The sequence below is a fragment of the Streptomyces sp. NPDC031466 genome, from assembly GCF_055581265.1.
The window spans coordinates 389,553-403,360 of sequence record NZ_JBVIJT010000004.1; the positions used below are offsets into that span (position 1 = coordinate 389,553).

A 13,808-nucleotide genomic window follows, 5' to 3' on the forward strand; every position below is an offset into this window, starting at 1 on the left:
TGTGCGTCGGCACCCGGATCAGGGAAGGTGGCCGTCATGTTCTATCTGCTGCTCAAGTACGTGATCCTCGGTCCACTGCTACGGCTGCTGTTCCGGCCGAGGATCGAGGGTCTGGAGCATGTGCCCGAGTCCGGTGCCGCGATCGTCGCCGGGAACCATCTGTCGTTCTCCGACCACTTCCTGATGCCGGCGATCATCAATCGGCGCATCACCTTCCTCGCCAAGGCCGAGTACTTCACGGGGCCCGGCATCAAGGGTCGGCTGACGGCCGCCTTCTTCCGCAGCGCGGGGCAGATCCCGGTCGACCGCTCCGGCAAGGAGGCGGGGCAGGCCGCGATCCGGGAGGGACTCGGGGTGCTGCGCAAGGGGGAGCTGCTCGGCATCTATCCCGAGGGCACGCGCTCGCACGACGGGCGGCTGTACAAGGGCAAGGTCGGGGTGGCCGCGATGGCGCTCAAGGCGGAGGCGCCGGTGATCCCCTGCGCGATGATCGGCACCTTCGAGGCGCAGCCGCCGGGGAAGAAGGTGCCGCGCATCCGGCGGGTGACGATCCGCTTCGGTGAGCCCCTCGACTTCTCCCGGTACGCCGGCATGGACAACGAGAAGGCGGTCCTGCGGGCCGTCACCGACGAGATCATGTACGCGATCCTCGGCCTCTCCGGGCAGGAGTACGTCGACAAGTACGCGGCGGTCGTGAAGGAGGAGGAGGCCGAACGCGCCGCGGCGCGCGGCAAGGAGCCGCGCGGGCTGCCGCGGATGCCGCTGGGCCGGCGCCCCCGAACTATGATCCCGGAGTCGAGTTCGTCGACTACACAGCGGAAGGCGTCCGAGGGGCGCGGCGGGGAGGCCAAGTGAGCGAGCAGCACGCCCGGTACACCAAGCTGGTGGGACTGCTGGACGAGCGGGGGGCGGCGTACCGGGTCATCGAGCACGAGCCGGAGGGCGCCACGGAGGCGGTGAGCGCGCTGCGGGGCAACACCCTGGAGCAGGCCGCCAAGTGCATCGTGGTGATGGTGAAGACCGGCAAGAAGACGAAGCGGTACGTCCTCGCCGTGGTGCCGGGTGACCGGCGCGTCGACCTGAACGCGCTGAAGGCGCTGCTCGGCGGCACGTACGCCGGGTTCGCGACGCAGGAGGTGGCCGAGCGGCTCTCGGGGAGCGTCAGCGGGACCATCCTGCCGTTCTCGTTCGACCCGGAGCTGGAACTGGTCGTGGATCCGGCGCTTTTGGACCACGAGGAGATCTTCTTCAACGCGGCGCGCCTCGACCGGTCGCTGGCGCTGCGGACGGCGGACTACCGGGAGATCGCCGACCCTCGGATCGAGGCGATCTCCCAGTAGGCCGGGCACCGCGACCAGCGGTCAGCCCAGGTCGCGCAGGGCCTGGTCCAGTACGCGGCGCACCCGCAGGGCGTCCGGTGCGACGGCGGTGACGAGGACGCCGGGTCCGGCCAGGGGGATGAGCGCGGCCCACTCCCCCAGGGGCGTCGCGGGCGGCTTGTGCCGCTCGTACTGCGGACGGACGACGACGAGCTGGCCGACGGCGCGGTGTCCGGCGAGGACGGCGGGACCGTCCCAGCCGCCGGGGGCGCCCGGGCCGCAGGAGAGTTCCTGGTCGAGCAGGGTCGCCCCCGCGCGACGCACGGTGAGCCGGCTGGTCAGGCGGCCGCAGGATTCTCCGGTGCGGCCGAGCACCTGTTCCTCGCGCAGGACCAGCCGGGCGCCGCGGGCCAGCTCCGCGCGCGTGGTGATCCGCAGGTCGCTCTCGCGCACCGAGATCAACTGCTCGGGCAGCCAGTGCAGTTCGGCGTCGTCGGCGACGGCGAGGCGTACGTCGTAGCGTGCCGTCTCCCGGGTCTGGCCGGGCAGGGCGAGGGTCGCCGCCGCGGAGTCGATGTGCAGCCTCGCCCCTTCGTCCGCGGTGGCCTCCACGGTGAGGTGGTCGCCGCCGAGGGGGCCGCTCATCGCGCCGACCAGCGTGACGCGTGCGGCCGGCCCGGTCGAGCGGGTGCGGCGCAGCGCCAGCGGTCCTTCGCCGTCGAGCACGGGCAGCGCGGTGCCGCCTCGGCCGTCGGCGCGGGCCACGACGCGGGCGGTGGCCCGCAGGCCCGCGCCGCCGCGCGCACGGGCGCCGCCCGCCGGGGCGAGGTCGGCCCTCACGCCGACGTGGTCCATGCGGCGTACTGCGCGCGGACCCAGGCGGCGACCGGGCCGACGCCTTCCGTGGAGCGCAACGACTGGAAGACCACGGGGAGTTCGGCGCGCTGTGCCTTGGCGTCGGCCCCCATTCGGGCGAGGTCGGAGCCGACGTGCGGGGCGAGGTCGGTCTTGTTGACCACGAGCAGGTCGGCCGTGGTGACGCCGGGGCCGCCCTTGCGCGGGATGTCGTCGCCGCCCGCGACGTCGATGACGAAGATCTGGGCGTCGACGAGGCCCTTGGAGAAGGTGGCGGTGAGGTTGTCGCCGCCGGACTCGACGAGGATCAGGTCGAGCGGGCCGACCTCGTCCTCCAGGTCCTCGACGGCCTCCAGGTTGGCGGAGATGTCGTCGCGGATGGCGGTGTGCGGGCAGGCGCCGGTCTCCACGGCGGTGATCCGCTCGGGCGGCAGGACGGCCTCGCGGAGCAGGAACTCCGCGTCCTCGCGGGTGTAGATGTCGTTGGTGACGACGGCCAGGGACAGCTGGTCGCGCAGCGCGTGGCACAGGGCGGCGACGGTGGCGGTCTTGCCGGAGCCGACGGGCCCGCCGAGCCCGATGCGCAGCGCGCGGCGGCGCCCGTCGGGCCGCACGGCGTCGGCGCTGACGGCGGCGGCCCCGTCGTGGGAGTGGTCGAGGTGCATGGTTTTCTCCAATGGTCGAGGCGAGCCGCGAATCTCCGGCCCGCCCGGCGTTCAAGGACGAGGCCGGGCATCTCCAGCCCGTCCGGCGTTTGAGGACGAGGCCGTCCAGGCCGATAGGGGGGTCCGGGGGCGCAGCCCCCAGGGCGGTGCCGAGCTAGGACGCGAACAACCGCACAGGCCACCCCGCATGCGCCTCCGCGCCGATCTCCAGCAGCGGAGCCGACGCGGCGGGCAGCGCCTCCACGCCTTCGGCGGCGACGCGTCCGGCCGCCTCGACCGCCTCCTGGGCGACACGGTCGAGGTCGGGGGCGAGCCGCGCCAGGACCGCCGTGGCGTCGAAGGGGTCGAGGCTCAGCAGCCGCACCGTGGCGGTCGCCGGACCGCTGACCCCTTCGTACGCCGAGCAGTACGCGGCGTCCTGCGGCCCGAGTCCGGCGGCGCGGGCGGTGAGTCCGAGGACGACCGGCTGGTGGGCGCCCTTGGGGAACCGCCGCGCCAGTGCGTCGAGTTCGGGGTGGGGCCAGGTGGCGCGGGCGGCCCGCATCAGCTGCCGGCCGAGCCGTCGCGCCGCCGCGCGCAGGGCGGGCGAGGGCGTGCGGGCATCGGCCGCTTCGTCCAGGGCGGCCGGGTCGACGCCGAGGGCGGCGGCCGCCGCGAGGGCGGCCGCCACCAGACCGCTGGTGTGCAGTCGCCCCCGGCAGAAGGCCTCCAGGCTCTCGGCTCCGGTGACGCGGCCCGCCTTGACGGCCGCTTCGGCCCCGCCGGAGTGGGCGTGCCCGCCGGCGGGGAAGCGGCCGTCGGCGAGGACGAGAAGTGCTGCGCGTGACATGTGATCGTCGCCAGTGGTGTCGTGGGAGCCGTCGGGAGAGGGGCAGGCGGGAGAGGGGTCGTCAGAAGAGGAAGTACCGCTGGGCGAGCGGCAGTTCCACCGCGGGGGACGGTTCGACCAGTTCGCCGTCGATGGTGACGGCGAAGCTGTCGGCGGCGACCTCCACGCGGGGCAGCGCGTCGTTCTGACGCATGTCCGCCTTGGAGCGCCCGCGGGTGGAGCGGATGGGCAGGAACGGCTTGTCCAGGCCGAGGCGTTCGGGCAGCGCGTCGTCCAGGGCCGACTGGGTGACGAAGTTGATCGAGTTGAGGCCCGGCGCCCTGCCGTGGGCCCCGAACATGCGGCGCGGCAGGACCGGCTGCGGGGTGGGGATGGAGGCGTTGGCGTCGCCCATCTGCGCGTAGGCGATCTGCCCGCCCTTGAGGACGAGCTGCGGCTTGACGCCGAAGAACGCCGGTTCCCAGAGCACCAGGTCGGCGAGTCTGCCGGGCTCGACCGAGCCGACCTCGTGGTCGATGCCCTGGGCGACGGCTGCGTTGATCGTGTATTTGGCGACATAGCGACGGGCGCGGTGGTTGTCCGCGCGGGTGTCACCCGGCAGGAAGCCGCGGCGTCGCTTCATGACGTGCGCGGTCTGCCACGTGCGCATGATCACCTCGCCCACGCGCCCCATCGCCTGGGAGTCCGACGACATGATCGAGATGGCGCCGAGGTCGTGGAGGATGTCCTCCGCCCCGATGGTGGTGGGGCGGATGCGGGACTCGGCGAAGGCGAGGTCCTCGGGGACGGCGGGGTTGAGGTGGTGGCAGACCATCAGCATGTCGAGGTGTTCCTCGACGGTGTTCACGGTGTGCGGCCGGGTCGGATTGGTCGAGCTCGGCAACATGTTGGGCAGCGACACCGCCGTGATCATGTCGGGGGCGTGCCCGCCGCCCGCGCCCTCGACGTGGAAGGCGTGCAGGGTGCGGCCCGCGACGGCGTCGAAGGTGGCGTCGATGAAGCCCGCTTCGTTCAGTGTGTCGGTGTGGACGGCGAGTTGGGCGCCGGTCTCCTCGCACACGTTCAGGCAGGCGTCGATGGCGGCGGGGGTCGCGCCCCAGTCCTCATGGATCTTGAAGCTGACGGCGCCGGCACGGAGTTGGGCGTGCATCGACTCGGCGTTGACGGTGTTGCCCTTGCCGAGGAGGCCGATGTTGACCGGGCTCGACTCCAGGGCCGCGAACATCCGGGCCAGATGCCAGGCGCCCGGGGTGATCGTGGTCGCCTTGCTGCCCTCGGCGGGCCCCGTGCCGCCGCCGAAGAGCGTGGTGACGCCCGAGGCGAGGGCCTCGTCGACGATGGTCGGCGAGATGAAGTGGATGTGGGTGTCGATGCCGCCCGCGGTGAGGATCTTGCCGTTGCCGGCGATGACCTCGGTCTCGGGGCCGATGACGAGGTCGGGGTGGACGCCGTCCATGGTGTCCGGGTTGCCGGACTTGCCGATGCCGGTGACGCGGCCGTCGCGGATTCCGACGTCGGCCTTGACGATCCCCCAGTGGTCGATGATCACTGCGCCGGTGATCACGGTGTCCGGGGCGCCTTCGGCGCGGGTCGTGCGGGACTGGCCCATCGACTCGCGGATGACCTTGCCGCCGCCGAACACCGCCTCGTCCCCGGAGCGTCCGGGGCCGCCGCAGCGGTCCTCCTCGATCTCGACGAGGAGGTCGGTGTCGGCGAGCCGGATCCGGTCGCCGGTGGTGGGGCCGAACAGATCGGCGTACGCGGCACGGGACAGTTCAGGCATCGAGGGCACCTCCGGTCTCACCGCGCAGGCCGGGCACGACGCGCCGGCCGGCGAGCGGGACGAGTTCGACGTCGACGGGGATGCCGGGCTCGAAGCGCACGGCGGTTCCGGCGGCGATGTTGAGCCGCAGGCCGCGCGCGGCGCCGCGGTCGAAGTCGAGCCCCGGGTTGGCCTCGGCGAAGTGGTAGTGGGAGCCGACCTGCACGGGGCGGTCGGCGGCGTTGAGGACGGTGAGGCGGGTGACTTCCCGGCCCTCGTTGTAGGGGACGGGCTCGTCGGCGAAGAGGATCTCTCCGGGGACCGGGCCGTGGGCCGTGCCGTGCGTCGCGGCGTGCATGAGGCGCGTGACTCCCGTCAGACGATCGGGTCGTGGACGGTGACGAGCTTGGTGCCGTCCGGGAAGGTGGCCTCGACCTGGACGTCGTGGATCATCTCGGGGATGCCCTCCATGACGTCGTCCCGGGTGAGGACCCTGCGGCCCGACGACATCAGCTCGGCGACGGTGCGGCCGTCCCGGGCGCCTTCGAGAATGTGGGAGGTGATGAGGGCGATCGACTCGGGGTGGTTGAGCCGCAGCCCTCGCGCCCTTCGCTTCTCGGCCACATCCGCGGCCACATGGATGAGCAGTCTCTCCTGCTCGTGCGGGGTCAGTCGCACCGGTCCCACCTCACGTCCTCGCTCCGAACCGTGCGGGGTCCGGCTGCCGCGGCCACCGCGGCGGGTATAGATGTAACACACAACGAATGCGCGCGATCTTGCGCACCCCGGTTACCAAAACCCCTGGTGGCGTGGCACGGGAGGGTAGTTGGGAGGAGTTTCAACGAGGTTAACCAGACGTTGACCGGCCCATGACCGACAGCTGGGCCGCGCCATACCGGTCCTTGCCCCAAGGCGCCTCGCGCCGCCGACCGCCCGCGTCTCCTCGGCGCAGCGCTCGGCGGGCCGCCGGGCGCGAGGGGGCGACGCCCCGGCCGGGCTGTGCCATACGGGCGTCAACGCTCCCCGCGCTACGCGGGGTTGGGCCCCCGGTGCTCGGCCGCGATGCCGAATCGGTGGCGCTCCGGCCCGGCGGTGGCCGCCTGCGTGGAGCCGATCGAGGTGACGGAGCTGACCGCCCGCTCCTGCGAGGCCTCCGCGAGTGCCTCCAGGCGCTCCAGGTCGGCGGCGGAGACCAGTGCCACGAGCGGTTTGCCGTGCCGCGTGACGACGACGCGCTCGCCGCCGTAGACGACACGGTTGATCAGTTCGGCGAGCTCTGCGCGGGCTTGCGTCACCGGAATCTCGTAGGCCATGCCCCCCAGCTTAGACGCCCGGCCCTCACGAGCCCCGGGCGCGAGCGATCCCGTACGGGCCACGCCCGTGTCACGGCCCGCCCCGGCCCATGTCCCGGAAAGCCTCCCACAGCGCACGTACCTCCTGTACTTTCTGTACAGATCCGAGGTCGCCCCGCCGACCGGAAGAAGAGAGGCGCGCCATGAACCGTCCGTCCGCCCGTTACGTCCTGCCCCAGTTCACCGAGCGCACCAGCTCGGGGACGCGGACCATGGATCCGTACTCACGACTCCTCGACGAGCGCATCGTCTTCCTCGGCACCCCCGTCGACGACACCTCGGCGAACGACGTCATGGCGCAGTTCATGCACCTGGAACACGTGGCGCCGGACCGTGACATCTCGCTCTACATCAACTCCCCGGGCGGCTCGCTGACCGCGATGACCGCGATCTACGACACGATGCAGTTCGTCACCTGCGACGTGGAGACCACATGCCTGGGGCAGGCCTCCTCGGCCGCCGCCGTACTCCTGGCGGCGGGCACGCCCGGCAAGCGGTACATGCTGCCGGGGGCGCGGGTGCTGATCCGCCAGCCCGCCATGACGGAGCCGGTGCGGGGCCAGGCCAGCGATCTGGTGATCCAGGCCGACGAGATGCTGCGGACCCGTGAGCTCCTCGAAGACCTGCTGGCGCGGCACACGGGACAGCGCAAGGAGCGGATCGCCGCGGACATCGAGCGGGACAAGATCCTCGACGCCCAGGCCGCGCTGGAGTACGGACTCGTGGACCGGATCATCCCGTCCCGCAAGTCCTCGCTCGCCGCGCGCGACGCGAGGTGATCCGAGGATGCTTCCCCCCGAACTCCCCCCGCTGCCCGCGCTGACCCGGGCCGAGGCGGACCTGATCGACCGTTACCTCGAAGTCGTCGACCTGCTCGGTAAGATCAATCCCGCCCGCGCGGAACACACCTACGGCGGACTGCGCGCCGCCCAGGCGCTGGTCGGCCGGGCGAACGCCCTGCTGGAAGCGCTGACGCTCATGCACCAGCGCGGGGAGAGCGAGGTGCACGCCGCCACGCTCGCCCAGGCGTTACGCGTCCTCGACGGCGAGCGGCGGGCCGGACGGGTGGGCCTGCCGCCGGCCCCGGGCCAGGGTGAATGATCCGTTCCGCTCTGCGGAACGTCCGGCTCCCTTTCGAAACGGACCAGACGGGCTACCCCGGTCGGCGTACGCGGGCCTCCTTTGTCGTGCGGCCGGAAGTTGCGTCCGACGCGCGCCAAGAGGGCGGAATGAACCCTTCCGCTGCTGGTCGAACCGTCCTCGGACCCGGCGGCCGGAGGGCGATTTCCACCGTGTCCACCCGAACAGATCAGCCGTGAGTAGGTTCACAAAACACCGTTTCGACTCGGTTTTCGAACCCTTTTCGGGTCAAGATCCCTTCCGACGACAAGCCCCCGCCACAGCGGCGGGGCGATCCGGGCGGACGCCGAGTCCTGCCGCCGCCCGGATGACCGGTCGACATCGGTGCACCGGCAGGAGTGGAGGACCCAAGCATGGCGGGCCCGTCCGGAAGGTCCGGACGACGCCCTTGGGGTGAAGCCGCAGAGCACGACGCGGCCGGGCATCTTCGCCTGCCCGAACCCGACAGGTCATCCTTCACAGGCGGCTGACGAAGGGTTACGCATGACCGCGCTGAATCACGTTCCGCCGCTGCTCAGTCGGGCGGGAGCCGCTTCGGCTCTCACGCTCGCCGTCGTGGGCGGCACCGTCGTGGCCCCCGGGCTCACGTCCGAGGCCGAGGCGGCAACTCATGGGACGAAGGCGCTCAAGATCGCGGCGTCCAAGAAGGGCGCCCCGTACAGCTACGGAGCCGTGGGGCCCCACCGGTTCGACTGCTCGGGCCTGACGCTGTACTCGTTCAAGCGCACGGGCAAGAAGCTGCCGCGCACCGCCGCCGCGCAGTACAACAAGACCCGGCACATCGCGAAGTCCCAGCGCACGCGCGGCGACCTCGTGTTCTTCCACTCGGGCCGCAACGTCTACCACGTCGGGATCTACGCCGGTAGCGGCCGTATCTGGCACGCGCCCAAGAAGGGGGCCGTGGTGCGCCTGGAGAAGATCTGGACCGGCAGCGTCTGGTACGGCCGGGTGCGCTGACCTCACCCGGCCGGCACGCCCGCACGCGCCCCGAGCACTCCCCCGGTGCTCGGTGCGCGAGCCGCGGTCCTCACGCGAGGAGCGGTTCGAGGAGGAGCACGAGACCCAGGGCGCCGAGAGCGGCGCCGGTGACGCCCTCGACCGCGCGGGCGACCCGCGGCCTGCGCAGCCACGGGCCGAGCCGGTCCACCAGGAGCGCCACGACGGGGAACCACAGCAGGGCGAACACGACGACGACGGCCCCGAGCAGCAGTGTTCTCGGCAGCACCGGGCTTCCGTCGGGCACGAACTGCGGCAGCACGCTCAGGAAGGTGATGGCCGCCTTCGGGTTCAGCGCGTTGGTGAGGAACCCCTCACGCAGACCACCGCCCCGCACCACCGGCTCGTCGCCCGCCCCGATGCGCGCCCGCAAGGCCGACCGCAGGGCACGCGAAGCGAGGTACAGCACGTAGCAGGCGCCGATGAGCTGCAGCGCCCTGAAGAGCGCGGGCGCCGCCGCGAGCACCGCCGCCACGCCCGTGACCGCCAGCGCCGTGTGGACCAAGAGGCCCGCGGCGACCCCCATCGCGCAGGCCACCCCCGTACGCCGCGAGACGAGGGCATTGCGTACGACGACGGTGAAGTCGGCGCCCGGCACGGCGACCATGCCCGCGGCGACTCCCGTGAAGGCGACCAGTTGTGCGTCCATGCCGGCCAGACTGCCGTGCGCGGGCCTTCAACGGGTATGTGCAATATCCTGGGTCTGCCTTAAGCAGACGTTTACCCCGTGGGCGCGTCGGACGCGCGGCGCAGAGAGGGTGTCCTCGTGTACGACCCCACGCGGCTCGCCGCGCTCGTCGCGGTCTCCGAGGCGGGTTCGATCACCCGGGCCGCCGAGCGCCTCGGCTACACCGTGCCCGCGCTCTCCCAGCAGCTGGCCAAGCTGGAGCGGGAGACGGGCAGCGCTCTGCTCGTACGTCATCACCGCGGCGCCCGGCTGACCGGCGCCGGCGAACTGCTGGTGGGGCACGCCCGACGGGTGCTCGACGAGTTGGAGCGGGCCCGGCACGAACTGGCTCGGCTCGCCGGGCTGTCCGGCGGGCGGCTGCGCGTGGGCACCTTCCAGACGGCGGGCATCCATCTGCTGCCGCCGGTCCTGACCGCCTTCCGCAGGGCCCACCCGGAAGTGGAACTGACGGTGACGGCGCACGAACCGCCCTCCGGCGTCGAGGCGGTCGCGTCGGGCGAGGTCGATCTGGCCCTCACCCATACGTACGAGCCCGCCGACCCGGTGCCACTGCCCGCCGCCGTCTCGGCCGAGCCGGTGCTTGTGGAGGAACTGGTCCTGGTGTCCCAGCCGGGGCACGCCCTGACGAGCGGCACATCACGCCTGCCGCCGTCGGCGCTGGCCGGGCAGCCGCTGATCAGCATGGCCCCCGACCATCCACCGCGACGGGCCGTGGAGCGCGCCCTCGTCCGGGCCGGGGCGACGCCCGCCGTGGTGGTCGGGACGCCGGGCTACGCCCTGGTCTGTGCCCTTGTCAGCGCGGGGCTCGGGGTGGCCGTGGTGCCGGAGATGGTGGCGCGCACCGCCTCGACGCCCGTCGGCATGCGGCTCCTCGACCCGGGTGACTTGCGGCGGACCATCTCCGTGGTCCACCGGGCCGACGAGTCGAACGCCGCGGCGGACTCCTTCCGGGCGCTGCTGCGGGGCGCCTTCGGGCGGTCGGCGGGCATGAGCTGAGTCCGTCGCGCGCGGCGCCGGGCCGGCTCACTCGCTCAGTGCGCCGCGTCGCGGTGCCGGTGCTGGGCGGGGACCGTCCAGGGCAGGGCGATCCACACGGTCTTGCCGCCCTCCTCGGTGGGGCTGACCGAGAGCCTGCCGCCGCACTCGGCGGTCAGCCAGCGAATGATGACCATGCCCCGGCCGTTGTCCTGCTGAACGGCCGCGGGCAGCCGTCGCGGATAGCGCGGATGGCTGTCGGTGACCCCGATCCGCAGCTGCTCGTCCCGGTCGAGCCGGACGTCCACGGTGAAGGTCGGCGACTGGCCGAGGGTGTGCTGCACGGCGTTGGTGGCGAGCTCGGAGACGATGAGCCTGATCGTGTCCCCCACCTCGGCGCCGTCCGGCAGGCCCCATTCCGTGAGGACCTTCGTCACGTAGGTGCGGGCGGCGGAGACCGAGGCGGGATCGCTCGGCAGAGTGACGGATGCTTCCTGATGGTCTGCCATGGCGACGCTGTCCCTTTCCCACCGGGGTCGGTCCTTCGTCGGAGCGGATGACTCGAGGACGACCCCGGACCGGTGCTTCGCGCCAGCCTCCCACTCCTTGGCCGGTCACGGGTGGCGATCCACCGAGATGTGCATATATCTGTCGCTCGAAGCGGTGAACTCTGCTACGGCCGACCGTATTTGGCTGCCGGGACCGTGCTTCCTCTACTGTCGCCCCTGGCCCCCGCTCCGCCGCCGGGAATCCGACGGCCCGGTCCCGAAGGAGACGGACATGCAGTACGGCCCCGCGGTGCGCCGCCGTCGGCTCGGCGCCGAACTGCGTACACTGCGCGGCGCCGCGGGACTGACCAGCAGCCAGGCCGCCGCCAGGGTCGGCTGGCACCAGTCGAAGGTGAGCCGGATCGAGACGGGCCGCAGCGGTGTGAAGGCCGGGGACGTGCGCCTCCTGCTGGAGGCCTACGAGGTGGCGGACCTCCATCTGTGCGAGCTGCTCGTGACGCTGGCCGGGGCCGGCGACCAGGGCACGGCCGGGCGCCGGCACTGGTGGAAGGCCTATCGCGACCTGCTGCCCGCCGCCTACCGGGATTTCATCAGTCTCGAGGCCCAGGCGGGCCGGGTGCGCACGCTGGAGACCTCCGTGGTGCCCGGGCTGCTGCAGACCCCCGCGTACGCGCGCGCGGTGACCCGGGCCGCGCTCGGCAAGCTCCCCGAGCGGCAGGTCGATGCCCTGGTGGAGGTGCGCCTGGCCCGTCAGGAGGTGCTGCGCGCCCAGCCGCCACTGCGCCTGAGCGCGATCGTGGACGAGGCGGTTTTGCGCCGTCCGGTGGGCGGGCCGCTGGTCTTCGCACAACAGCTCGCACGGTTAAGGGAGGTGGCGCTGTTGCCCCAGGTGCGACTCCAGGTGCTGCCGTTCGGTTGCGGCGAGCATGCGGGACTCATCGGACCTTTCGTTATTTTGTCATTTCCGAGCATTGCTGATCTGGATGTGGTCGTTCTCGACCATTTGACGAGTAGCCTCTATCTGGAGGGGAAGGACGACCTCCAGGCGTACACGGAGGCCTTCAACTCCCTTCAGGAACAGGCGCTTTCACCCGAGGACTCAGAGGAATTCATCGCCGGGCTAAGCGACGGCGCGTAAGGAGGCACCATGACCGCAATGCCTCGGTACGTACCTTCAAGCACGACCCTCAAGGGCGCGCGGTGGCGGCGCAGCAGCCGCAGCAACGGAATGAACAACTGCGTCGAGACGGCCACGCTCGACTCCGGCACACCGGCCGCCCTGCTGGCCGTGCGCGACTCGAAGGACACCGCGGGGCCCGCCCTGCTCTTCTCCCCCGGCCCCTGGGAGACGTTCGTCGACAGCCTCCGGTGAGCCGGGGCCGGCCCCGCAGGAGGCCGGTACCTCTCACCTGGGAGCGGTGCGGCTGATCACTCGTACGGCCTGGGCGATCTGTGGGTCGGTGAGGTCCGCGCGGGCGGTCAGCCGCAGCCGGGAGACACCGTCCGGCACCGACGGCGGCCGGAAGCAGCCGACCGCCAGTCCCGCCGCCCGGCAGTCGGCGGCCCAGCGCACGGCCGACTCCGGTGACGGCGCGCGCACGGAGACGACGGCGGCGTCGGGACGTACCGCCGACAGCCCTTCGGCCGTGAGGCGCGCGTGCAGTTCCGTGGCGACGTACCGGGCCCGCGCCGCGCGTTCGGGCTCCCGGCGCAGCAGCCGCAGGGCCGCGAGCGCTGCGCCCGCCGCGGCGGGCGCGAGCCCCGTGTCGAAGATGAACGTGCGCGCGGCATTCACCAGGTGCTCGATGACCTTGGCGGGACCGAGCACGGCGCCGCCCTGGCTGCCGAAGGACTTCGAGAGGGTGAGGGTGACCACCGTGTCGGCGGCCCCCGCGAGGCCCGCGGCGTGCGGGGCGCCCCGGCCGCCGTCGCCGAGGACACCGAGTCCGTGGGCGTCGTCGACGATGAGCCCCGCGCCCGCCTGCCGGCACACGGCGGCCAGTTCGGCCAGCGGCGCGGCGTCTCCGTCCACCGAGAACACCGAGTCCGACACCATGACGGCGGGCCCGTCGTGGGCGCCCAGGGTCTTGCGCACCGCCGCCGGGTCGGCGTGCGGCACCACCTGCGTCACACCGCGCGCGAGCCGACAGCCGTCGATCAAGGAGGCGTGGTTGCTCGCGTCGGAGACGATGAGTGAGCCGTGCGGGGCGAGCGCGGTGACCGCCGCGAGGTTCGCCGCGTAGCCGGAGGAGAGCACGAGCGCCGCCTCGAAGCCGCAGAACGCGGCGAGTTCCCGCTCCAGCTCGGCGTGGAGTTCCGTGGAGCCGGTGACGAGCCGGGAACCGGTGGCGCCGCCGCCCCACCGCCTGGCCGCCGCGGCGGCGCCCTCGACGATCTCGGGGTGCCGGGTCAGGCCCAGATAGTCGTTGCTCGCCAGGTCGAGCAGGCCGCCGGCGTCGGCGGCGCGGGGCCGCAAGACGCGCACGAGTCCGGCGTCGGCGCGCAGCCTGGCCTGCTCGTCGATCCAGTCGAACGGCGAGCGCGGCGGGGGCGCGGAGTGCGGCGGGCGTGCGGGTCCGGGCGAACTCGACGTGCCCGGCACGGAGTGCCTGTTTGTAGACATTGCACAGACCCTAGCCGTCCTGCCACCTGGCCAGTATGTGGCAATACCCACACCTCAAACCGGTTCTGTTGTGTGAACTCTCCTTGGCCGGGGAG

Annotated in this window: 18 protein-coding genes and 1 riboswitch; of the genes, 8 read left to right on the forward strand and 10 right to left on the reverse strand. The window is 72.3% G+C overall.

The window, feature by feature from the left end; translation table 11 throughout:
* Positions 1-36: 36 nt before the first annotated feature.
* Positions 37-855 (forward strand): lysophospholipid acyltransferase family protein, encoded by an 819-nt coding sequence (locus tag ACZ5GP_RS10620; protein ID WP_468750479.1) that lies wholly within the window; start codon positions 37-39, stop codon positions 853-855.
* Positions 852-1,340, forward strand: a complete 489-nt coding sequence (locus tag ACZ5GP_RS10625; RefSeq protein WP_468750480.1) for a YbaK/EbsC family protein — start codon at positions 852-854, stop codon at positions 1,338-1,340. The genes ACZ5GP_RS10620 and ACZ5GP_RS10625 overlap by 4 nt, the downstream gene beginning before the upstream one ends.
* A 21-nt stretch (positions 1,341-1,361) precedes the next feature.
* On the opposite strand, the gene ACZ5GP_RS10630 is transcribed toward ACZ5GP_RS10625, so the two are convergent.
* The 7 genes from ACZ5GP_RS10630 to ACZ5GP_RS10660 form a co-directional block, all read right to left on the reverse strand.
* Positions 1,362-2,174, reverse strand: a complete 813-nt coding sequence (locus ACZ5GP_RS10630) for an urease accessory protein UreD (RefSeq protein ID WP_468750481.1) — start codon at positions 2,172-2,174, stop codon at positions 1,362-1,364.
* Positions 2,156-2,839 carry an urease accessory protein UreG gene (gene ureG, locus ACZ5GP_RS10635; protein ID WP_468750482.1) on the reverse strand — a complete coding sequence of 228 codons (684 nt, stop codon included), beginning with the start codon at positions 2,837-2,839 and terminating at the stop codon, positions 2,156-2,158. Before ureG ends, ACZ5GP_RS10630 begins: the two co-directional genes overlap by 19 nt.
* Before the next feature lie 154 nt (positions 2,840-2,993).
* On the reverse strand, positions 2,994-3,668 hold the full coding sequence (locus ACZ5GP_RS10640) for an urease accessory protein UreF (RefSeq protein ID WP_468750483.1): 675 nt from the start codon (positions 3,666-3,668) through the stop codon (positions 2,994-2,996).
* A gap of 61 nt (positions 3,669-3,729) precedes the next feature.
* Positions 3,730-5,451, reverse strand: coding sequence for an urease subunit alpha (locus ACZ5GP_RS10645; protein ID WP_468750484.1), 1,722 nt, complete (start codon positions 5,449-5,451; stop codon positions 3,730-3,732).
* A complete protein-coding gene (locus ACZ5GP_RS10650) occupies positions 5,444-5,788 on the reverse strand; it encodes an urease subunit beta (protein ID WP_468750485.1) in 345 nt (114 codons plus the stop codon). The genes ACZ5GP_RS10645 and ACZ5GP_RS10650 overlap by 8 nt, the downstream gene beginning before the upstream one ends.
* A gap of 17 nt (positions 5,789-5,805) precedes the next feature.
* On the reverse strand, positions 5,806-6,108 hold the full coding sequence (locus ACZ5GP_RS10655; protein WP_358589402.1) for an urease subunit gamma: 303 nt from the start codon (positions 6,106-6,108) through the stop codon (positions 5,806-5,808).
* A gap of 350 nt (positions 6,109-6,458) precedes the next feature.
* Entirely contained in the window at positions 6,459-6,743 is a 285-nt protein-coding gene (locus ACZ5GP_RS10660) for a type II toxin-antitoxin system Phd/YefM family antitoxin (RefSeq protein WP_468750486.1), read from the reverse strand.
* A 182-nt stretch (positions 6,744-6,925) separates the two neighbouring features.
* Between ACZ5GP_RS10660 and ACZ5GP_RS10665 the strand changes: the two genes are divergently transcribed.
* From ACZ5GP_RS10665 to ACZ5GP_RS10675, 3 genes are all read left to right on the forward strand, one after another.
* Positions 6,926-7,561: an ATP-dependent Clp protease proteolytic subunit gene (locus tag ACZ5GP_RS10665; RefSeq protein WP_468750487.1), complete on the forward strand. Its 636-nt coding sequence runs from the start codon at positions 6,926-6,928 to the stop codon at positions 7,559-7,561.
* A gap of 7 nt (positions 7,562-7,568) precedes the next feature.
* Positions 7,569-7,883 carry a hypothetical protein gene (locus ACZ5GP_RS10670; protein WP_468750488.1) on the forward strand — a complete coding sequence of 105 codons (315 nt, stop codon included), beginning with the start codon at positions 7,569-7,571 and terminating at the stop codon, positions 7,881-7,883.
* Between the two features lie 351 nt (positions 7,884-8,234).
* A riboswitch (cyclic di-AMP (ydaO/yuaA leader) is annotated at positions 8,235-8,402 on the forward strand.
* A 3-nt stretch (positions 8,403-8,405) separates the two neighbouring features.
* Positions 8,406-8,879, forward strand: coding sequence for a C40 family peptidase (locus ACZ5GP_RS10675; protein WP_468750489.1), 474 nt, complete (start codon positions 8,406-8,408; stop codon positions 8,877-8,879).
* A 70-nt stretch (positions 8,880-8,949) separates the two neighbouring features.
* On the opposite strand, the gene ACZ5GP_RS10680 is transcribed toward ACZ5GP_RS10675, so the two are convergent.
* On the reverse strand, positions 8,950-9,567 hold the full coding sequence (locus ACZ5GP_RS10680) for a LysE family translocator (protein ID WP_468750490.1): 618 nt from the start codon (positions 9,565-9,567) through the stop codon (positions 8,950-8,952).
* A gap of 117 nt (positions 9,568-9,684) precedes the next feature.
* Here ACZ5GP_RS10680 and ACZ5GP_RS10685 point away from each other — a divergent pair, with 117 nt between their 5' ends.
* On the forward strand, positions 9,685-10,602 hold the full coding sequence (locus ACZ5GP_RS10685) for a LysR family transcriptional regulator (RefSeq protein ID WP_468750491.1): 918 nt from the start codon (positions 9,685-9,687) through the stop codon (positions 10,600-10,602).
* Positions 10,603-10,637: 35 nt separating this feature from the next.
* On the opposite strand, the gene ACZ5GP_RS10690 is transcribed toward ACZ5GP_RS10685, so the two are convergent.
* Complete coding sequence (locus ACZ5GP_RS10690; protein ID WP_468750492.1) at positions 10,638-11,090, reverse strand: ATP-binding protein; 453 nt, start codon at positions 11,088-11,090, stop codon at positions 10,638-10,640.
* Between the two features lie 271 nt (positions 11,091-11,361).
* On the opposite strand from ACZ5GP_RS10690, the gene ACZ5GP_RS10695 reads away from it, so the two are divergent.
* Together ACZ5GP_RS10695 and ACZ5GP_RS10700 are read left to right on the forward strand one after the other, a co-directional pair.
* Positions 11,362-12,228, forward strand: coding sequence for a helix-turn-helix domain-containing protein (locus ACZ5GP_RS10695; RefSeq protein WP_468750493.1), 867 nt, complete (start codon positions 11,362-11,364; stop codon positions 12,226-12,228).
* 9 nt (positions 12,229-12,237) lie between these two features.
* Positions 12,238-12,462 carry a DUF397 domain-containing protein gene (locus tag ACZ5GP_RS10700; protein ID WP_468750494.1) on the forward strand — a complete coding sequence of 75 codons (225 nt, stop codon included), beginning with the start codon at positions 12,238-12,240 and terminating at the stop codon, positions 12,460-12,462.
* Between the two features lie 33 nt (positions 12,463-12,495).
* Here ACZ5GP_RS10700 and ACZ5GP_RS10705 read toward each other — a convergent pair whose 3' ends face one another.
* A complete protein-coding gene (locus ACZ5GP_RS10705; RefSeq protein WP_468750495.1) occupies positions 12,496-13,713 on the reverse strand; it encodes an 8-amino-7-oxononanoate synthase in 1,218 nt (405 codons plus the stop codon).
* Between the last annotated feature and the right edge of the window lie 95 nt (positions 13,714-13,808).